This is a genomic window from Pseudomonas sp. 44 R 15, from assembly GCF_900004965.1.
In the GTDB taxonomy this organism is placed as follows: domain Bacteria; phylum Pseudomonadota; class Gammaproteobacteria; order Pseudomonadales; family Pseudomonadaceae; genus Aquipseudomonas; species Aquipseudomonas orientalis_A.
Window position 1 is genome coordinate 159787 of the sequence record NZ_CVTU01000099.1, and the last position, 19747, is coordinate 179533.

A 19747-nucleotide genomic window follows, 5' to 3' on the forward strand; every position below is an offset into this window, starting at 1 on the left:
CGGGAGAGTGAGCTTAGATCGGGACAACGATTCGACTGCGGGCCACGCAGACGTTTTCTTTGACGGCAAAACACTCTACGTAGTGATCCCCCTGGAAGCTTGATCGCTCGGTGATCTGATGCGGCCCGCTGTCCATCCGAATTTCTCCACGGATCATGTTTCGCTCAATTGCTTGAGGGCCTACGTTCTTTACCTTCCAATAAATCTTATAGGGCGGCGGCACGTCAATATCGGCTACCCAGAATGTTAGCTCGCGCTCCTTCGGGATTTTGTAGCGGATGACCCTCGACATCAGATTGCGCAGTTGATCCCCTTCGTTTTTGACGCTGCAGTCGATGCGCAGGTTGTACTGGATATCCAGGCTGAATTTCTGGCCGATGAACTGCTCCATGTTCTTGACTCGGCCTTCGTTGATCGCTTGCTGTTTCTCTTCTTCCACGTACTCGGGGAAGTGCTCGCCAAAAACCGTACTCCAACGCTCGTGGGCAACGTCAGCATCGTCCAGAGCTTCCTGCAGTCGACGCAGAGCTTTCTTTGCTTTTGGATGGAAGTGGCCCGACTTTGTGACGATCGAACCGCTCCCCGGCGCTCGCCACTGTTCCTTGTCCTCATCGATATCCACCAGATACGCAAAGAAGTCCCGCGACATCTCGCCGTACGCTGAGTACGACTCATCGTCGTAGGCTGTCGTGCCTTTGAGGAACTGGTAGCACAGGGTATCGATGAGCATCCCTTTCAGGGGGACGCCGTGGTCGTTCTTCCAGGCGCGAACCATTTTGCAGAGGCGCTTGAGATTGTGGTTCTTGTCTTGGTTAAGGCTGTTGATCTCATTGATCTCTGCGACCGGATTGCAGGTTCTCCAACTGCCGCCATCGTTGGAATCAGGGTAGGTGTAGCTGCCATCATCGTGCTCGAATACTGGCAAGACTTCGACTATATAGTCCGTGAAGTCGACAGACACTACCTGTTGCTGAGCGCGGACGGTATGGTTTGGAAACCGGTCTTTGAGTGCCAGGCGGATCTCGCCAAGCAGCGAGGACTGCTTGTTGTTCTCATACTTTTGAAACCGGTCATACACCGACCACGGCAGTACGAACGCCATGTCCAAATCGCTGATGCCATGGACTGCCGTATGGCGCCCGTACGACCCGACTTGGCGACAGTGCAGGGTGGTGGAGTCGCTGTCGTAATATTTCCCGTTGAGCTTCTCCGTGATCTGGCGATAGCTCTTGGAGATCTCATCAGCGTTCCTGACCGCCAGATTCTTCCGAAACTGTTCAAACAGCTCTTTACTCATGGGTGCAAATCCTTTGCAGGGCGTCCGCGATTTCAGGGTGGGAGCCGAGATACGAAACCGCGCCTATGGCAGTCAAAACTGCGATGATCACGACGTAGAAAGAGAACGGGAATTTGTCTCTCCACAGGGAAAACGTCCTGGACTCGGCGATCCAGTCGATCTGCTGTTCCCAGAAAAATTTCTTGTGGGCGAGCCACCCAGAAAACAGGATGTGCTTGTTCAGGCACGCACCTCGGAACGCCTCGGTAATGAGGTCATATTCCTGCTGGTGGGCAGGCATGAATCCAGTGGCAGATTTGCATTGGGCATGTAGCACCTTCAACCGATCAAACAGCGCGGTCAGCGCGCTACCCGCCTGGTAATACTGTCCCTTCGTCTCTGAGTAGAGCGTGATGTAAAGGCTGCAGATGCCAATCACTGTAATGAGGGCTGATATGTTTTTGGCGGCCAAAACATCGATGTAGAGGGAGAGGACACCTATGATGAGTGAGACCATACCGATCCACCCAGGCGCTTTTTCAACGATGTCGAAAGTCGAAAAGTGAAGCTTGGCGGCATACCCAACGTCGTATGCCTTTTCCGCAATCATTCGCAGCGCTACCTGCTGATCCATGTGAACCTCTGAGCTCAATCCTTGTGGCTGCTCAACTGCAGTGCCAATGAGCCGCGAGGTCACGTGGTCGTCTGACAAGCCGGCATTTACCTCTGGGCCGCAGCATGTCCCGGTTACTGCGGTAGAAGGCTTGTGGACGTTACCATAAGCCGAATCGGCCAGCGATGGCTAAGCGCTAGTAAGGCATTCAGGTGCCCGAAACCGGGCCCCCTTACTCTCAAGCCATCAGGCGATTCCTACGATAGGTGTCGTCGCTGTGCGCGTGGGTGTCCACGCAGAAGGCCAGTGAAATCGACCAGTACCACCGCATCAGTGAATGCCCCTCCATCGCCAGGCGGGAGAACAGCGAGAGCACGTCAAGAGCGAGGAATGCAGTAAAAGCAGTGAGTTGAGTAGCGCTGCGGTGACTGTTCTGGGAAATTTTCCTTGAACTCATTCATTCCCAGTCCACTACCAAATCGGAGAGTCTGATGACAACGCACTCCCTTGTCGTTGCCAAATACCCGGCCCTGCAGTCCAAACGAACCCTGGCCCTGTTTTGGGTGCTGATCGCGACCCTCGCGGTTGCAGCCACCTTCTCGGGGCCCCCGCCTTTCCTGCCTGAAGGCTTCGGCGCCGGCGAACGCTACTTAAGCGACCACATGCAGTTGCTCGCGGTGGTGTTCCTGGGGCTCTCGCGTTTGGCTGCCTTGTCAAAGCGGCCTCAGAAGCAACTGATCAAACGACTGAAGCGTGAGCATGGCCTCAAAGTGAAGCCTACGTGGAAGGCAGGCATCGCGGCTGGGAGATATCTGAATGGCGCGGCCTTGCTGATCCTCGCCTACTACCACACACAAGCCCTGGAGGCTCTTGTCTGGCTGGTACAGATGACGCTGCCTGTTTGACCTCTGAGTCTATCGGGAAAAGCTTCCTGTCGGGTATGGCAGGAAGCTCGGACGGCTCAGCCAGATGAATCAGGCCTGACGGCCACAAGTGCCGTCAGCTGGCCTTGCTGCGAAACTCTCTGCGCCTCCTTCGAGCGGCACAGCTGGACGGATCTGGACGGCAAGTCGGTATCGCTCACCTTGTCGGTTGGCGCACTCGACATAACCTACGTGAACACAATAGGAGCCGAGCCTTTGCCTGCATTGTCGTCTTCTTTGATTTTTGATGTCAGAAGTAGGATTCTGTCATTTGCTATCAAAAGCTTGGACAGCAGTAGGTCGCGTTCTTCTCGAAGGGAGTCCAGTTGGAGCATTGCATCCGCTAGCTGGGATTCAAAATGTGGATCCTTCTCCTCCGCAATCACCACCTTTGTGGACGTGCCCGTCGTTGTGGAGGCCTCCATTACAATCCAAGCCTGGATGTCTGCGACAAGCTTAGGATATCGAGACTTCCTCAAAGCAGAAGGGTCTCTCCCGGCCTCCCTAGCAACGTTATTCTGAGAGACCGGGCTGCCGGGTGGAAGGATCAGGGTGTTTCCATACTTAAGCCTCTCGAAGGCCGCACTGAAATCAAGCTCCGCCTTACCCATTATCATCACTCCGAAGAGTTTTGAGGGCTGCATCTATAGCCTTTACTTGGAACTCCATGGAAATATAATCCAAATCACCTGACTTGAAATCAACGAGGCGAGAAGTTAGGTCATCTTTAAGAGCGACTAATACAGCAACTTTACGTTTATCCCCCAGCCCCTCTGCGCAGGTACCGCAATCGCCTACAAAAGTAATTCCACCTGATGAACAATAGCCTTTTTTCAAACATATACCGAAGAATGTTTCTCGGATCGAAAAAGACCTTGTGTCGGCAGTCTCGCCCAGGTCTTTGATGTCGGTCACATCTACGAATTCGATGAGCTTCGCTTTATGCTCCTGACCATAGACAGAAACAAAATGATTTTCTTTAAGACCCACAGCAGCCCTTGATAAACTTGCAACAATTTCAGCCATTAGGCCCTTACGCATTTCAGCGCTAAGATTGCTCTGAAAATTTGATATATAATAGCGAGTCATCGATGTATCCCGGTGTTTCGCTTGATACTGAGTTGATGACCTGCTTACCCCAGATTCAGTGGCGTCTATCAGTAGCGTACGTCTCAGCTGATGAAGAGCAAAAGGCCAAATATTGCCAACGGCAAATTCTTGTATGTCCAATGACGGGGTATACTTTTTGGCCAACAGGAAGTCTTCTTCAGTAATAGTAAGCACTCTTGTATCAAAAAGGTTAGGGCATACCCCCTGCCAGCCATTGTAGGAAAAATCCTTACAGAGTTCGACGCTCTTATCTAATGCTTCACCCCTAGCACGGCCCCAAGGCTCATAAGCACGTAGGAGCAGAAGAGGGTTGAGCATATCGGCGCCTACGACATTGCCCCGATTAAAAATTTTTGCGCACCTCAATCTCATTGCTGAAACGGCACCCAGCGCCTTTACGACCTCACCACTATATTCATCAGTTACCCAAAGAGCATTGGGGTCATTGATTGTCTTTGATGTGCCGCCACAAAGAAAGTAAGCCTTACCTAGAACTTCATCATCATCTGAAATAAAGCAGTTTGCTCTCAACTTAGAAAGCTCGCCTCTTCGCATGCCGGAATAGTTAGCAAGATAGAGCAAGCCCACATAAGAAACAGCGGTCAAATACGATGAAAAAATTCTCGCCCCATCTTGAGAGATAATCGTATCAAGATCTCTCCCAATAGGTACCATCCACTTTCTCAATAACGGAGACAATCTATAGAAAGTAGAATAATGGTGAAAGGTTAAATACCTATGACCATCTTTACCCAATGGTTTGATATTATGCGTGTCGCTGGTGACGCGCCCCTTAACCCGGTTTCGCTTATAATCAGACCCTTCGTAAAGATCGATCAAACGGTTTTGGAGCCTACCTAGCCGCTCTGACGATGAGATGAAATCATCCATAAACTCCTTAAGCCGATCTTTCTGGTACTCCCAAATCCGCCATGGAATACATGGCGTTTGTTGAAACTCTACTGGCTCAAGCATTCGCTGCACCAAGGTGCTCTCCCACGGTGCCAAAAAATAAAAGCCTAAGCGACTACGTCCAACATACAAAACGGCAATGAGCTGAAGCATCACGCTAGCGCGACGGTGGAGCCCAAACACCTTGTAGGCCTGATCCTCATTCATTGGGGCTTCAAGCACATCCACATTATGCGAAGTCATTATGACGAAAAGGGCACGAAACTGCTTGTAGTAGTAGCTGTAAGTCTCAATCGAGATCGAGTGCCCACGGTTAATCCACAAGTACGCCATTACCATCTTAAATGCTTTCCATCCCGAAGCAGAAATTTCCCCCTTCGCTGAATTTGAAACCCTATAGAAATAGAAGTTTTTAATTGTTCCAGACACACTTGAAAAATCCCATCGCTCTTGACTATAGGTGACAAGCACCTGATCCTGTCCCGTGGACTCATCCTTTTTCACCAAAATAGGATAGTCATTATCTAGCGGAAACTTGAGCCCTGTCCCCATGCCTTGCAAGACTTCCAGGCTCTCTAGACCTTCCGAGCTTTCTGGGCTTTCTGGGCTTTCAAGACTATTGAACAACTCAGGATCTAACGCACTCATAAACTGGCCACGTCTAACAAATGAATAAAGCCGCTCCACCGAGGGTGGTAATTTCCCATTTGCGTCTGCTGCGCAGCTTTTGCTAACCATCCCGCACATTTCTTTCCAGCGGTCTCAAACGCGCCAATGATTTGGTCAAGGCGACTTATTGCAGATTCCAACCCAGAAACATCCGCACTACTGCGCAAAGAAACCAACTTTTCACGCTCGCGTAAAACCTTATAAGAAAGAATAGACCATATATAAGAATATGTTTTTATGCCTTTGTAACTAATACAGAAAATGCAAAGATTCGGATTGACGCAATTTGGCTTCTCAAAACCCGCTGGTAACTCTTTTACAGGAATAGGCTGGCCAGTACATTCTCCCACGAGTGCAGCACGCTTAGCCTTCGCACTACTTCTATAGTAGTTCGACCACTCAGTGGTCGCTGTCTGGTGATTTGGGCGCTCATAATATCTACCGAAAGTTTCCAAATCATGCTGGCCTATCTCAGCGGCGAGGGCGGGGTCACCTGCTTTTCGGGCTAACCAGTTCTGCCGGGTTTTCCGGAGCTCTCCCGCTATAACAAACGGACGCTCCAGCTTCTTCATCAAACGAATTAGTGAACGAGGGTTAGGATTGTCGCTAACAGTTCTTCCGGCCTGTGGCAACTTACCGAATAACAGGTTGGTATGTTCGCTGATGCCCAGCGCTTTTCTGAACGCAAGAAAATCCAAGAAATAAGGCTTATACTCACCGTAAGCCGTGAATATAACTTCGCCTTGTTTTCGGCCTTTGTATGTGCGCGCTTCAAAACTGTCACCAACTGTGTAGAACTTTAGCTCCTGAAATTTGAGCCCTGCAGCGTCCGACAAGTTCATGGACGTCTGACTTATAAATAACATCAATTCAGTTTCCACTCGGACATTATATAAGGCATACCGAACTCTTAAACTTACATTTGCAAGCTTATCAGTCAGTAATTGTTCATGCTGAGTTAGGCCACTGTACAGCATTATCTCCTGACCATTTGACATCTTAAGCTGCGCTGGCAGAGGTCGCTGAAATGCTTCGATTCCTAAGCAGTTACGAATATCCATCAAGTCATCGATAAAGCGCTTAGCATCGCCAAGGTTTTGCTTATCTATTTGGGGGAATGCATTTTTTTTGCTAGGGGCCGTTAGCCCAGCATTTAATACAAAAAATTCCCGGCCCAGGCCTGTAGCGTTTCCGAGCAACGTCGCCATGCCACTAGCTTTCCCGTAACAGCCGTCCTCTTTAGCATCACCGCTATTAACACTTTTATAGAGGCTTTTGACCCATCCACAATATAGGCTGCAAGCATTTGCCTTGGTTGGGTCGATACCTAGTCCGTCACTGTACATATAAAAAGCCCGTACACGAGACACACCGCCTTCCAAAGTTCTGGGACTACCCCCTGATGAAACAATCCCGTTCAATTCCGAGTGAAGGGCGTAGACGAGCGGGATGCGTGCAGTCACCACGAGCCCAAGGACGTTACCCAGACGATATTCTTCAAATTTCTTTGTATGGCAGCCAGCGCCATTCACGTAAAGGCAAGACCTCAACGTCAGTGGGATTCGCTCCTCCCCATAAACCACACCGTCAAATCCAAGATCGTCTATCATTTACTGCGCTCGTTATATCTGCCCATCATTGCTGCAGTGTATTCATTGGCATATTTGGCTTTGATTTTTGAATTTTGCAGAAACCTAACGTATTTCATTGTGGTTTCGACGTCTTTATGGAGAAGACAGTCCCTTGCGAAGCTCAAGATATCTGACAGTGGTATGCTGGGTTCGCATTCCATCCCACACTGAACTATCGCCACACCGAAGGTTGCACGAGCTCGATGAAAGTGAAAATCATCGAAGTTCAAACCCATCTTCCTCGCCTTTTCTTTTGCCGCAAAAACAAGAGAGTTTATGGCGCTGCGATCAGTATCCGAACGACGACCGTAGGAGTTTCCATTTTTTGTTATGAATAACAGCTCGCCACAATCCTCAGATGCTCTATTTTCTCTAGTGATTCGCCGTATGGATTTGCAATATTCTTTCAGCTCATCTAAAAGCGCTGTGCCAATCATGACGGCCCCCTGCACCCCGAACTTAGTTGCAACAGGCGCGCCATCCACATTGGGCCCCACCTGTAACCAAGACAGCTCCGCATCAAAAAAATCAGGAGTGCCCCAGTTGACAGTATTGACTTTTAAATTACAGATTGACTCAATCCGTAGACCAGATTCAAACGCAATTCTAAGCATTAGATATAGGTCATAACTTAGATGATCGCGTGCAAAATCAATCAGCTCATTTCTATAGTCTATCGAAACTGGCATCAGCCCGCCTTCAACTCGATCTGCCGAGGCTTTGCGATTAGGAATAGCCAAGTTCGAAAAACTTACACTTACGGCTAACTCCCGGCCATATTGGTCAGGAACCTTAACTACCTTAACTCCGGTTACCTCAAAAGCAACGGCGCTAATGATCTTGTTCATCTGAGCCCATCTAAACAAGCGCAGCACGACAGACATTTTTGCGGAGACCGTTGATGGTGCTAGCTCACCGCTCTCTCTGGCGTCGATCAGGTGCTTTCTGTACCTGTTTATTGTCCTATCTGCAGGAATCAAGGGAAGATAATTCCATGGGCGCCTTTCGCTCTCTACAAATCGCATAAAAGTTATCAGGGCATAGGCCAAAGACCTTATAGACTTAATTCGTATGCCCTGAGTAGGGATGCTTTGGGCAAGAGCACCTAGCCAAAGATTCGCCTCATCCCATAACGCGCCTGTCGACCACCGCAGGATCGGGAACCCCAGGACGATGTAATTCTTCTGCCGCTTGAGGTCATGCGCGAATGGAAGGGCGTAGGAGGTGACACCTGGAGCCACTGTGATGTGAAAAAGGGTGAGGGTAATGAACTCCACGTAAGACACGCACTTCGAACCTTTAGCCATATATTGACAACGCCATACCCTTACCGTATTATTAGGTTATCTGGTCGATTCTGGAGGCACAACCTTGACCAAAGAAACGTATATTTTACGCCAGATTTACTCCTCGTCAATCTTGTAATTCTCTTGACTTCTATATCAAAATCAAGGGTTTGGCTTGAGAAAAGCCTGATATGCCGCTCCGCATTCCCATTACGTTGCCCCGCCTCGCTGCCTTTGTGCAGTAGCCATCCAGAATTCAGGCACGCGGCTTTCGCTAGGCAGCTCGTCGACCCTGACGATATTTGCCCTCCGCACCCCCAACCCATCTACAGAACTTCTTAGATCTGCTTGCTGGGTCATCGCGATCCTCATCTCCAGCAAAAGCTGCCAGTTATCGCAGCGACAACACTTCAGTTTGGGTCACTGGAAATCCCTTGGGATCATCGAAACTTTATTGGTTAATTAAGGCTGGGCTGGAAGACGTCCATATGGACATTTGTACTCTAGATGTCCATACCCCGGTATTGACCTGTAAACCTGGCGCCCGCCGACCTGCCCAAGGACGGCGGGCGTTTTGATCTGGCGATTGCCCTGGGGATCCTGGCGGCCAGCGTGCAGGTGCCGGCGCTGATGCTCGATGAGGTCGAGTGCCTGGGGGAGTTGGCACTGTCCGGCGAGGTACGCGCGGTCAAAGGCGTGTTGCCGGCCGCCTTGGCGGCGCGCAAGGCCGGGCGCACCTTGATAGTGCCCAGGGCAAACGCTGAGGAGGCGTGCCTGGCGTCAGGGTTGACGGTGATTGCGGTGGATCACTTGCTACAGGTGGTGGCGCACTTGAATGGACATGTGCCGATCGAGCCCTACCGATCGGACGGCCTGTTGTACCTGAACAAACCTTACCCTGACCTCAGCGAAGTCCAGGGCCAAATGGCTGCCAAGCGAGCCTTGCTGATCGCAGCGGCGGGGGCGCATAACCTGCTGTTCAGCGGCCCGCCCGGCACCGGCAAGACGCTGCTCGCCAGCCGCCTGCCGGGGTTGCTGCCACCGCTCAGTGAGCAGGAAGCGCTGGAAGTCGCGGCGATTCAATCGGTGGTCAGCCTGGCACCGTTGAGCCATTGGCCGCACCGGCCGTTTCGCCAGCCGCACCATTCGGCCTCGGGCCCTGCGCTGGTCGGCGGCGGCTCGAAGCCGCAACCGGGGGAAATCACCCTGGCCCACCACGGCGTGTTGTTCCTGGATGAATTGCCGGAATTTGACCGCAAGGTGCTGGAGGTCCTGCGCGAGCCGCTTGAGTCGGGACATATCGTGATTTCCCGTGCCCGCGACCGGGTGAGCTTCCCGGCGCGCTTTCAACTGGTCGCGGCGATGAACCCCTGCCCGTGCGGTTATATGGGCGAACCCAGCGGCCGTTGCCGGTGTACGCCGGAACAGATACAGCGCTATCGCAACAAGCTCTCGGGGCCGTTGCTGGACCGGATCGACCTGCACCTGACGGTGGCGCGGGAAGCCACGGCGCTGAGCCCGGCACAACAGACCGATGACACCACCGCGAAAACGGCCGCCTTGGTGGCCGACGCACGGGAACGCCAGCAACGACGCCAGGGCTGCGCCAACGCCTTCCTCGACCTGCCGGGGCTGCGCGAGTACTGCACGCTGGCGAAGGTCGACGAAGGCTGGCTGGAAAACGCCTGCGAGCGGCTGACGCTGTCGTTGCGCGCGGCTCATCGCTTGCTCAAGGTAGCGCGTACATTGGCGGACCTGGAACAAAAAGACGCCATCGCTCGCCACCATTTGCAAGAGGCCTTGCAATACCGCCCGGCAGCGAGCTCTTGAGTGGCTTAGCGGAAGCGATCCACCTCATGCCGCAAGCCCGCCGCCAGGGTTTCCAGCTCTTTGGCGGTGATCGCCAGGTTCGACACCACTTCACGCTGCTCGCTGTTGGCCAGTGCGATGCTTTGCAAATTACTGCTGAGCAACGTCGCGGTGCTGCTCTGCTCCTGGGTGGCGGTGGTGATTGCGGCGAACTGCTGACCGGCCGAGCGGCTCTGTTCGTCGATGCGCGCCAGGGCCGAGGCCACATCCGCGTTGCGCGACAGGCCTTCCTGCATCAGCACGTTGCCGTGCTCCATGGTACTGATGGCATTGCCGGTTTCCTGCTGGATGCTCTGGATCATTACGGAAATTTCATCGGTGGCCTGGCGGGTGCGCGAGGCCAGGTTGCGCACTTCGTCTGCGACCACGGCAAAGCCGCGACCTTGCTCACCGGCGCGGGCCGCTTCGATGGCGGCATTGAGCGCGAGCAGGTTGGTCTGTTCGGCAATAGAGGTAATCACGCCGACGATACCGCCGATTTCCTGGGAACGCTGGCCCAGGGTGTTGATCACCGTAGCGGTGCTGTTCAGCGCGGTGGCGATATGCTCCAGGGACGACGACGCTTCTTCCATCGAGGTACGCCCGATACGGGTCTGCTGGGCATTTTCCTGGGCCAGACGCTCGGTATTGCCCATGTTGTCGGCGATATTCAGCGAGGTGGCGCTGAATTCCTCCACCGCGCCGGCCATGCTGGTGATTTCGCCGGACTGCTGCTCCATGCCTTCATAAGCGCCGCCAGACAACCCCGACAGCGCCTGGGCCCGGCTGTTGACCTCTTCAGCCGCCTTGCGGATGTGCGAAACCATGGTCGACAGTGCCTCGCCCATCTGGTTGAAGCTGCGCGCCAACTGGCCGATTTCGTCATGGCTGGAGACATTCAGGCGCGCACTCAGATCACCTGCGCCGAGCGCTTCAGCCTGACGCACCAGGTCACTCAATGGCGCGAGCTTGCTGCGCAACAGCCATACCGTGGCCCCCACAGCCAACAGCATGGCCAGCACGCTGCCAATGACCAGGCGCATGCCCACGTCCCACGTCACGGCACGAATCTCGGCCTTGGGCATACTTGCCACGACCGCCCAAGGGCCGCCCTCGAAGGGGACCGACACGCTGTAGAAATCTTCGTTCTTGTCACTCCAGAAGCGGCCTTCACCGGGTTTCTTCGCCAAGTCGAGCATCACGGCGACCGCTTGATCCAAGGCTTGCACACCGGCCGGCGGCACCAACCATTGCTTCTGCTCATCCAGCAGCGACAAGGAACCGGTCTGGCCGATACGGAAGCGCTTGAGGTTGTCGAACTGGGCTTTTTGTTCGTCGGTGTAGTCGAAGCCGATGAACAATACCGCGATGACTTTTCCGCTGGCATCACGCACCGGGCTGTACTGGGTCATATAGGAGCGATCGAACAACACGGCCCGGCCGATATAGGCCTGCCCGTTGAACACACGCTGGTAGGCCGGGCCCTGGCGATCCAGCACGGTGCCGATGGCGCGGTTGCCATCCTGCTTGGTCAGGGAGGTGCTGATACGGATGAAGTCATCGCCGCTGCGCACGAACACCGTGGCCACGCCGCCGGACATGTCCTTGAATTCGTCCACTTCGCCGAAGTTGTTGTTCAGCAACTCGCTGCCCAGGTACAGGCTTGGGGTTTGTACACCGGCCACGGCGACAGGCTGGTCCGCACGCACGCTCAAACCGGCGCCGAAGCGCTTTTCAAACAGCCCGCTCAAACGCTGAGTGCTCTCGCGCAAGGTGCTGTGGAAGGTATTGAGCTGGTCGGCGAGCAAACGCGCCTCGCTGGCCAGGTGCTCCTCACGGGTCGCGAGGTTGGCGGTATCGAGCGAGCGTAGTGCGAAAACGGTACTGCCGCTGATGACGACCGCCAGAATCACGGCTAATGCGAGGCCTAACTGGGAAGCGATCCGAGCGCGAGGTTGAGACATGACAGCTCCTGAGCCGAGGCCAGGATCATCCTGATCTCTTAGCGCTGCTCGGCGAATTATCTAGTGGGAAACGTTGGGGCACGATTGGTCCAGAACACCTACTTCGGCGCGGTTTCACAATACTTGAGCGATTCACAGAGGTATGACGCAAACGATTGCCGTGCATAGACCAACCCCTTCATTCGAGGCGAGTCACCGCGGGCAAAACCATCGCCTGCACCTCGCTCTGCAGAAACTCCGCCAGGCGCCGCAAGCGCTCACCCCCGGGGCGGGTTTTCGGCCACACCAGGTAATAACTTTCCCCGCTGGCGACGGCCGTTGGCCACGGCAGGCTCAAGCGTTTCTGGGCGACGTCCTCGGCCACCATCAACAGGTCTCCCATGGACACGCCATAGCCGCGCGCGGCAGCGATCATGCCCAGCTCCAGCGTGTCGAACACCTGCCCACCCTTGAGCGAGACCCGGGAGGTCAGCCCCATGTGCTCCAGCCAGTAACGCCAGTCACGCCGGTCCGGTGTCGGGTGCAGCAGTTCGGCCGTTGCCAGCCGCTGCACGTCCCAGGGGCCGTCATCCAATAGATTGGGCGCGCCCACCGGAATCAGCATTTCGGCAAACAGGTGGCTGGCCTCCCAGTCCGCCGGAAAGTGTCCGTTACTGAGCAACACTGCGCAATCGAACGGTTCCTGATTGAAGTCCACTTCATCGATGTTCATCCACGCGCTGGTGAGCTGCACTTCATTGCCCGGCTGCAGGGCCCGAAAGCGGCTCAATCGCGCCAACAGCCAGCGCATGGTCAGGGTGGACGGTGCTTTCATACGCAAGATGTCATCTTCGGCGTTCAGGGTATGGCAGGCGCGCTCCAGGGCGGCGAAACCTTCGCGCACGCCGGGCAGCAACAAGCGCGCCGCCTCCGTGAGTTGCAAGGTACGGCCGCTGCGCTGGAACAGCCGGCAGGCGAAATGCTCTTCGAGGGTACGGATATGCCGGCTGACCGCACTCTGGGTAATCGACAACTCCTGCGCCGCGCGGGTGAAGGAGTGGTGACGGGACGCGGCCTCGAATGCCCGCAGGGCATAAAGCGGGGGAAGACGACGAGACATTTTGATGACTCCGACAGCGCAATGGCCAAACCCTACCAGAATCAATCAGGCATGAGTTTTAATCATGCAAACGATCGCTTTTATCCCTTTGTGCAATGCGCCGAAAGCGCCGAGAATCAACCCTCCCCCACCTCCCTGACATCTCGAGAGCGATGATCATGCAGCATCCGGCACGTACCGAACTCTGGGCCATTCTGCGGCTGGCGGGGCCGTTGATTGCCTCACAGTTGGCGCACATGCTGATGGTGTTGACCGACACCCTGATGATGGCGCGCCTGAGCCCCGAAGCCCTGGCCGGCGGTGGCCTGGGCGCGGCGAGCTATTCGTTCGTGGCTATTTTCTGCATCGGCGTGATCGCGGCAGTGGGCACCCTTGTGGCCATCCGTCACGGCGCGGGCGACATTGAAGGCGCCACCCGGCTGACCCAGGCCGGGCTGTGGCTCGCCTGGTTGATGGCCCTGGCGGCAGCGCTGCTGCTGTGGAACCTCAAGCCGGTGCTGCTGATGTTCGGCCAGACCGAAACCAACGTGCAGGCCGCCGGGCAATTTCTGACCCTGCTGCCGTTCGCCCTGCCCGGCTATCTGAGCTTCATGGCTCTGCGCGGCTTCACCAGCGCCATCGGCAAAGCCACCCCGGTGATGGTCATCAGCCTGTGCGGCACGGTGGTCAACTACCTGCTCAATCACGCGCTGATCGAAGGCATGTTCGGCCTGCCCAAACTCGGGCTGATGGGCATTGGCCTGGTCACAGCCATCGTCGCCAATGGCATGGCGTTGGCACTGATGTGGTACATCCGCAGCAACCGCACCTACGCCGCCTATCCACTGAGCAGCGGGCTGCTGCGCCTCAATACCCGGTACCTGCGCGAGTTGTGGCGCCTGGGCCTGCCGATTGGGGGCACCTATGCGGTGGAAGTCGGGCTGTTCGCGTTTGCGGCGCTGTGCATGGGCACCATGGGCAGTACGCAGTTGGCGGCGCACCAGATTGCCCTGCAGATCGTCTCGGTGGCGTTCATGGTTCCGGCGGGGATGTCCTACGCGGTGACCATGCGTATCGGCCAGCATTATGGCGCCGGGCAGTTGCTGCGGGCACGCATGGCCGGACGGGTCGGCATCGGCTTTGGTGCCCTGTTGATGCTGGGGTTTGCCCTGGTGTTCTGGCTGTCTGCCGACCCGCTGATCGGGCTGTTCCTCGACCATGACGATCCGGCGTTTCATGATGTCATCGTCCTGGCCGTCAGCCTGCTGGCCGTCGCCGCCTGGTTCGAGCTGTTCGATGGTGTGCAGACCATTGCCATGGGCTGCATCCGCGGCCTCAAGGACGCCAAGACCACGTTCCTGGTGGGGCTCGGTTGCTACTGGCTGATCGGCGCGCCATCAGCCTGGTTGATGGCGTTCACCCTGGGCTGGGGGCCGACCGGTGTGTGGTGGGGCCTGGCGTTGGGGTTGGCGTGCGCGGCGGTGAGCCTGACCTGGGCGTTCGAGGCGAAGATGAAGCGGATGATTCGGCGAGAGCCGGACATACAGCCTGCCTTTCAGGCGGCACAGACAGAGTAAAGCCCTGCTCGGTCAGACCTGTGCGAGGGGGCAAGCCCCCTCCCACAGGTTCAATCGAGTTTACAACTCAGCCCGACAACGCCTGCTGGCTTTTGCCGGAGGTCAGATACTCCACCAGCTCAGTCAACGGCAAGGGTTTACTGATCAGGTAACCCTGGGCCTGATCGCAACCAAACAGTCTCAGAAGCTCAAGCTGCTCAGGGGTTTCCACGCCTTCGGCCACCACTTCCAGGTTGAGGTTATGGGCCAGGTTGATCATGGCGTGTACCAGCTTGCGATTCTCTTCGCGCTCTTCCATGCCACCGACGAAGCTCTTGTCGATCTTCAACAAGGCAATCGGCAGGCTGTTGAGGTGCACAAACGATGAGAAACCGGTACCAAAGTCATCCAGGGAAAACCGCACACCGAGGCGGCCGAGGGCGTCCATGGTCTGTTTGACCAGGTCGCTGCGACGCATCACGGCGGTTTCGGTCAGCTCGAACTCCAGCCATTGTGCTTCCACGCCGCGCTCGGCAATCAGCCGGCTGAGTGTCGAGAGCAATTGGCTGTCCTGGAACTGGCGAAACGACAGGTTGACCGCCATGTGCAACGCCGGCAGGCCGCGTTCGCGCAGGTCCTGCATGTCGCGCAGGGCCCGGGAAATCACCCAGTACCCCAGCGGCACGATCAGGCCGCTCTGCTCGGCCAAGGGCACGAACTCGCTCGGCGGCAACAGTCCACGCTCGCCATGGCGCCAGCGCACCAGGGCCTCGAGGCCGACGATATGCCCGTCATCCAGGTCCAGGCGCGGCTGGTAATGCAGCTCCAGCTCATCGCGGCGCAAGGCACGGCGCAACTCGCTTTCCAGGTCGGCCAGGCTGCGCGCGTTGCGGTTGATGCGTTCGTTGAAGATATGAAAGGTACAGCCCTGGGTGCTTTTGGCCTGTTGCATGGCGATATGGGCGTGCCACATCAACGGGTCGGCCCCGGCGCGGGCCCGGGCATGCGCCACACCCAAACTGCAGCCGATCAGCAGGCTCTCGCCGTCCACCCAGTAAGGCTCAGCCATGACTTCGGTGATGCGTTCGGCCATCCATTCGGCGCGCTGGGGCGCACGGCGGGTGTCGATCAGCAGCGCGAACTCATCGCTGCCCAGGCGCGCCAGTTGATCACCGGCTTCAAGCTGGCTCTTGAGCCGTGAGACCACCTGCAGGATCAAGCGGTCGCCGGCCTGGTGACCGAGGGCATCGTTGGCGTGACGGAAATTGTCCAGGTCCAGATGACCGAGGGCCAGGCCGCGGCCTTCGTTTTCCGCCAGCCGTGCCGCCAGCAAGGTCTGGAAACCCTGACGATTGGCAATACCGGTCAGCGGATCCTGTTCGGCCAGGCGCTGCAACGTGTTTTCCAGCACGCCACGCTCGCGCACATGGCGCAGGCAGCGGCGCAAGGTACCGGCGTCCAGCGCAGAATGGATCAGCCAATCGCTGACGCCGAGCGGCGCAACCAGTGGTTCCTGTTCCAGCAGCAATACACACGGCAGGCTGCAACGACCGGGACCGGGTTGCAGGTTGGGCGTGGTCAAGAGCACCGCTTCGTGATCGTCGTCGAACAGACGACTCACCGAGTCCCAACTGGGGGCACTGATCAGCACAGCCCCATCGCCCATCGGCGCCAGGCACTCGCGCAACAACGCTGCCCACGCCGGCGTATCGGCCAGCAGCAGCAAACGCAAGGGTTCGACAGGCGTAGACAAGCTAGCTCCCTAGACTCTGCAAAAATTCGTTGGCGGCGGGCATTATGACGTGCGGCCTGACGATAACAAATGCATGACCAATGATAGGTGTTATCAAACACGCAGACTGTGAAAAATAGTTGCGATACCCACGACATCCTGCGGCAAAGTAACAAAACCGGCAAATTTAGATCGAGTGGTACGTCACACCGTCGTTCTAAGGCAGCAGAATCTTGCCAGCCTGTTAAAATGCCCGCCCTTTTGAATAACGACTCCCTGAACTCTGTATGTCCCGACTCAATCCCCGGCAGCAAGAAGCCGTGAACTACGTCGGCGGCCCTCTATTGGTGCTCGCCGGTGCTGGCTCCGGCAAGACCAGCGTGATTACCCGCAAGATCGCGCACCTGATCCAGAACTGCGGCATCCGCGCCCAGTACATCGTCGCCATGACCTTCACCAACAAGGCGGCGCGGGAAATGAAAGAGCGCGTCGGCACCCTGCTCAAGGGTGGCGAAGGCCGTGGCCTCACCGTGTGCACGTTCCACAACCTGGGGCTGAACATCATCCGCAAGGAACATGCGCGGCTGGGCTACAAGCCGGGTTTCTCGATCTTCGACGAGACCGACGTCAAAGCCTTGATGACCGACATCATGCAGAAGGAATACGCGGGCGACGACGGCGTCGACGAGATCAAGAACATGATCGGCGCCTGGAAAAACGACCTGGTCCTGCCCGCCGAAGCCCTGGAAGCCGCGCGCAATCCCAAGGAGCAGACCGCCGCCATCGTCTACACCCACTACCAGCGCACGCTCAAGGCGTTCAACGCGGTGGACTTCGACGACCTGATTCTGCTGCCGGTCAAACTGTTCCAGGAACACAAGGACATCCTGGAAAAGTGGCAGAACAAGGTGCGCTACCTGCTGGTGGACGAATACCAGGACACCAACGCCAGCCAATACCTGCTGGTGAAGCTGCTGATCGGCACGCGCAATCAGTTCACCGTGGTGGGCGACGATGACCAGTCGATCTACGCCTGGCGCGGCGCCCGCCCGGAAAACCTGATGCTGCTCAAGGATGACTATCCGTCGCTGAAAGTGGTGATGCTGGAGCAGAACTACCGCTCCACCAGCCGTATCCTGCGCTGCGCCAACGTGCTGATTTCCAACAACCCCCACGAGTTTGAAAAACAACTGTGGAGCGAGATGGGTCATGGCGACGAAATCCGTGTGATCCGCTGCCGCAACGAAGACGCCGAAGCCGAGCGCGTGGCGGTGGAAATCCTCAGCCTGCACCTGCGCACCGACCGCCCTTACAGCGACTTTGCGATCCTGTATCGCGGCAACTACCAGGCCAAGCTGATCGAACTGAAATTGCAGCACCACCAGGTGCCGTATCGCCTGTCGGGCGGCAACAGCTTCTTCGGGCGCCAGGAAGTCAAAGACCTGATGGCCTACTTCCGCCTGATCGTGAACCCGGATGACGACAACGCCTTCCTGCGCGTGATCAACGTGCCGCGTCGGGAAATCGGTTCGACGACCCTGGAAAAGCTCGGCAACTACGCCACCGAACGCAAGATCTCGATGTACGCCGCTACCGACGAAATCGGCTTGGGCGAACACCTGGACACCCGCTTCACCGATCGCCTGTCGCGCTTCAAGCGCTTCATGGACAAGGTCCGTGAGCAGTGCGCCGGCGAAGACCCGATCAGTGCCCTGCGCAGCATGGTCATGGACATCGACTATGAAAACTGGCTGCGCACCAACAGTTCCAGCGACAAGGCCGCGGACTACCGCATGGGCAACGTCTGGTTCCTGATCGAAGCCCTGAAGAACACCCTGGAAAAAGACGAAGACGGTGAAATGACCGTCGAAGACGCCATCGGCAAGCTGGTGCTGCGCGACATGCTTGAGCGCCAGCAGGAAGAGGAAGACGGCGCCGAAGGGGTGCAGATGATGACCTTGCATGCGTCCAAGGGCCTGGAATTCCCCTACGTGTTCATCATGGGCATGGAAGAGGAAATTCTCCCGCACCGCTCCAGCATCGAAGCCGACACCATCGAGGAAGAACGGCGCCTGGCCTACGTGGGGATTACCCGCGCGCGTCAGACACTGGCCTTCACTTTCGCCGCCAAGCGCAAGCAATACGGCGAAATCATCGATTGTGCCCCCAGCCGGTTCCTCGATGAGCTGCCGCCGGATGACCTGGCCTGGGAAGGCAACGACGACACCCCGACCGAGGTGAAGGCCGTTCGCGGCAACAGCGCCCTGGCCGATATACGCGCGATGTTAAAGCGCTAGAATCGACTACTTTTTAATCTACTTTCGGCGCCTGTTGCGCCATCAGAGGAAGCTTTCCGTGGAAGCACTGCACAAGAAAATTCGCGAAGAAGGCATCGTGCTTTCCGATCAGGTACTCAAGGTTGACGCCTTTCTGAACCACCAGATCGACCCGGCACTGATGAAACTGATCGGCGACGAATTCGCCGCGCTGTTCAAGGACTCGGGCATCACCAAGATCGTCACCATCGAAGCCTCGGGCATCGCTCCGGCGATCATGACCGGCCTGAACCTCGGCGTGCCCGTGATCTTCGCGCGCAAGCAGCAGTCCCTGACCCTCACCGAAAACCTGCTGTCGGCGACGGTGTACTCCTTCACCAAGAAAACCGAAAGCACCGTGGCGATCTCCCCGCGCCACTTGACCAGCAGCGACCGCGTGCTGGTCATCGATGACTTCCTGGCCAACGGCAAGGCGTCCCAGGCGCTGATTTCGATCATCAAGCAGGCCGGCGCGACCGTGGCCGGCTTGGGCATTGTGATCGAGAAGTCGTTCCAGGGCGGCCGTGCCGAGCTGGATGCGCAGGGTTATCGGGTTGAATCGCTGGCACGGGTGAAGTCGCTGGCCGGTGGGGTGGTGACCTTCATCTGAATCAACGCGGCTCAAAATGTGGGAGGGGGCTTGCTCCCGATAGCGGTGTATCAGTCACCCAATGTGTTGACTGACACACTGTCATCGGGGCATGAGTATCTACACAACTTTTAGGTACCCCGCGGGACCCTGTGGGAGGGGGCTTGCCCCCGATGGCGGCCTCTGGGCCGACCAGGATGTTGGATCAGATCGAGTACATATCCGTTTCTGCGGTAACGGCTGCT

14 protein-coding genes and 1 pseudogene are annotated in these 19747 nt (G+C 56.5%); 5 read left to right on the forward strand and 10 right to left on the reverse strand.

All coding sequences use genetic code 11. From position 1 onward, the window contains the following. Positions 1-13: 13 nt before the first annotated feature. From BFP93_RS16980 to BFP93_RS16990, 3 genes are all read right to left on the reverse strand, one after another. Positions 14-1297 (reverse strand): SMODS domain-containing nucleotidyltransferase, encoded by a 1284-nt coding sequence (locus tag BFP93_RS16980; protein WP_065893949.1) that lies wholly within the window; start codon positions 1295-1297, stop codon positions 14-16. Beyond that, positions 1290-1910 carry an SLATT domain-containing protein gene (locus BFP93_RS16985; protein WP_065893950.1) on the reverse strand — a complete coding sequence of 207 codons (621 nt, stop codon included), beginning with the start codon at positions 1908-1910 and terminating at the stop codon, positions 1290-1292. The genes BFP93_RS16980 and BFP93_RS16985 overlap by 8 nt, the downstream gene beginning before the upstream one ends. Positions 1911-2127: 217 nt before the next feature. Further along, entirely contained in the window at positions 2128-2346 is a 219-nt protein-coding gene (locus BFP93_RS16990) for a hypothetical protein (protein ID WP_065893951.1), read from the reverse strand. 34 nt (positions 2347-2380) lie between these two features. On the opposite strand from BFP93_RS16990, the gene BFP93_RS16995 reads away from it, so the two are divergent. Next, entirely contained in the window at positions 2381-2794 is a 414-nt protein-coding gene (locus tag BFP93_RS16995) for a hypothetical protein (RefSeq protein WP_032856845.1), read from the forward strand. Positions 2795-3000: 206 nt separating this feature from the next. Here BFP93_RS16995 and BFP93_RS17000 read toward each other — a convergent pair whose 3' ends face one another. The 4 genes from BFP93_RS17000 to BFP93_RS17015 are packed head-to-tail and all read right to left on the reverse strand — an operon-like array spanning position 3001 to position 8420. Beyond that, positions 3001-3423 carry a hypothetical protein gene (locus BFP93_RS17000; protein ID WP_083205683.1) on the reverse strand — a complete coding sequence of 141 codons (423 nt, stop codon included), beginning with the start codon at positions 3421-3423 and terminating at the stop codon, positions 3001-3003. Further along, on the reverse strand, positions 3416-5482 hold the full coding sequence (locus tag BFP93_RS17005) for a hypothetical protein (protein ID WP_065893953.1): 2067 nt from the start codon (positions 5480-5482) through the stop codon (positions 3416-3418). Before BFP93_RS17005 ends, BFP93_RS17000 begins: the two co-directional genes overlap by 8 nt. Next, positions 5479-7113, reverse strand: coding sequence for a hypothetical protein (locus BFP93_RS17010; protein WP_141687983.1), 1635 nt, complete (start codon positions 7111-7113; stop codon positions 5479-5481). The genes BFP93_RS17005 and BFP93_RS17010 overlap by 4 nt, the downstream gene beginning before the upstream one ends. Then, on the reverse strand, positions 7110-8420 hold the full coding sequence (locus tag BFP93_RS17015; RefSeq protein WP_176717571.1) for a tyrosine-type recombinase/integrase: 1311 nt from the start codon (positions 8418-8420) through the stop codon (positions 7110-7112). The genes BFP93_RS17010 and BFP93_RS17015 overlap by 4 nt, the downstream gene beginning before the upstream one ends. Positions 8421-8951: 531 nt before the next feature. On the opposite strand from BFP93_RS17015, the pseudogene BFP93_RS17020 reads away from it, so the two are divergent. Continuing rightward, positions 8952-10250 (forward strand): annotated as a pseudogene (locus BFP93_RS17020) (YifB family Mg chelatase-like AAA ATPase); the annotation flags it as partial. A gap of 5 nt (positions 10251-10255) precedes the next feature. Here BFP93_RS17020 and BFP93_RS17025 read toward each other — a convergent pair. Beyond that, the gene (locus BFP93_RS17025) at positions 10256-12232 is read right to left on the reverse strand and encodes a methyl-accepting chemotaxis protein (RefSeq protein WP_065893957.1); all 1977 of its coding nucleotides are present in this window, start codon (positions 12230-12232) and stop codon (positions 10256-10258) included. A 178-nt stretch (positions 12233-12410) separates the two neighbouring features. Then, on the reverse strand, positions 12411-13331 hold the full coding sequence (locus BFP93_RS17030) for a LysR substrate-binding domain-containing protein (RefSeq protein ID WP_065893958.1): 921 nt from the start codon (positions 13329-13331) through the stop codon (positions 12411-12413). Between the two features lie 152 nt (positions 13332-13483). Between BFP93_RS17030 and BFP93_RS17035 the strand changes: the two genes are divergently transcribed. Continuing rightward, positions 13484-14887, forward strand: coding sequence for a NorM family multidrug efflux MATE transporter (locus BFP93_RS17035; RefSeq protein ID WP_065893959.1), 1404 nt, complete (start codon positions 13484-13486; stop codon positions 14885-14887). 67 nt (positions 14888-14954) lie between these two features. Here the strand turns inward: BFP93_RS17035 and BFP93_RS17040 are convergent, their stop codons facing one another. Further along, the gene (locus BFP93_RS17040; RefSeq protein ID WP_065893960.1) at positions 14955-16619 is read right to left on the reverse strand and encodes a putative bifunctional diguanylate cyclase/phosphodiesterase; all 1665 of its coding nucleotides are present in this window, start codon (positions 16617-16619) and stop codon (positions 14955-14957) included. Positions 16620-16885: 266 nt separating this feature from the next. Between BFP93_RS17040 and rep the strand changes: the two genes are divergently transcribed. Further along, positions 16886-18895 (forward strand): DNA helicase Rep, encoded by a 2010-nt coding sequence (gene rep, locus BFP93_RS17045; protein WP_065893961.1) that lies wholly within the window; start codon positions 16886-16888, stop codon positions 18893-18895. Between the two features lie 58 nt (positions 18896-18953). Next, complete coding sequence (locus BFP93_RS17050) at positions 18954-19523, forward strand: xanthine phosphoribosyltransferase (protein WP_003176890.1); 570 nt, start codon at positions 18954-18956, stop codon at positions 19521-19523. Positions 19524-19747 lie beyond the last annotated feature (224 nt).

Excerpts from the sequence above, each read along its gene's own strand:
- BFP93_RS17000 (WP_083205683.1), bottom strand. The coding sequence starts at position 3,423 with ATGGGTAAGGCGGAGCTTGATTTCAGTGCGGCCTTCGAGAGGCTTAAG.
- BFP93_RS16995 (WP_032856845.1), top strand. The coding sequence starts at position 2,381 with ATGACAACGCACTCCCTTGTCGTTGCCAAATACCCGGCCCTGCAGTCC.
- BFP93_RS16990 (WP_065893951.1), bottom strand. The coding sequence starts at position 2,346 with ATGAGTTCAAGGAAAATTTCCCAGAACAGTCACCGCAGCGCTACTCAA.
- rep (WP_065893961.1), top strand. The coding sequence starts at position 16,886 with ATGTCCCGACTCAATCCCCGGCAGCAAGAAGCCGTGAACTACGTCGGC.
- BFP93_RS17025 (WP_065893957.1), bottom strand. The coding sequence starts at position 12,232 with ATGTCTCAACCTCGCGCTCGGATCGCTTCCCAGTTAGGCCTCGCATTA.
- BFP93_RS17005 (WP_065893953.1), bottom strand. The coding sequence starts at position 5,482 with ATGAGTGCGTTAGATCCTGAGTTGTTCAATAGTCTTGAAAGCCCAGAA.
- BFP93_RS16980 (WP_065893949.1), bottom strand. The coding sequence starts at position 1,297 with ATGAGTAAAGAGCTGTTTGAACAGTTTCGGAAGAATCTGGCGGTCAGG.
- BFP93_RS17010 (WP_141687983.1), bottom strand. The coding sequence starts at position 7,113 with ATGATAGACGATCTTGGATTTGACGGTGTGGTTTATGGGGAGGAGCGA.
- BFP93_RS17035 (WP_065893959.1), top strand. The coding sequence starts at position 13,484 with ATGATCATGCAGCATCCGGCACGTACCGAACTCTGGGCCATTCTGCGG.
- BFP93_RS16985 (WP_065893950.1), bottom strand. The coding sequence starts at position 1,910 with ATGGATCAGCAGGTAGCGCTGCGAATGATTGCGGAAAAGGCATACGAC.
- BFP93_RS17030 (WP_065893958.1), bottom strand. The coding sequence starts at position 13,331 with ATGTCTCGTCGTCTTCCCCCGCTTTATGCCCTGCGGGCATTCGAGGCC.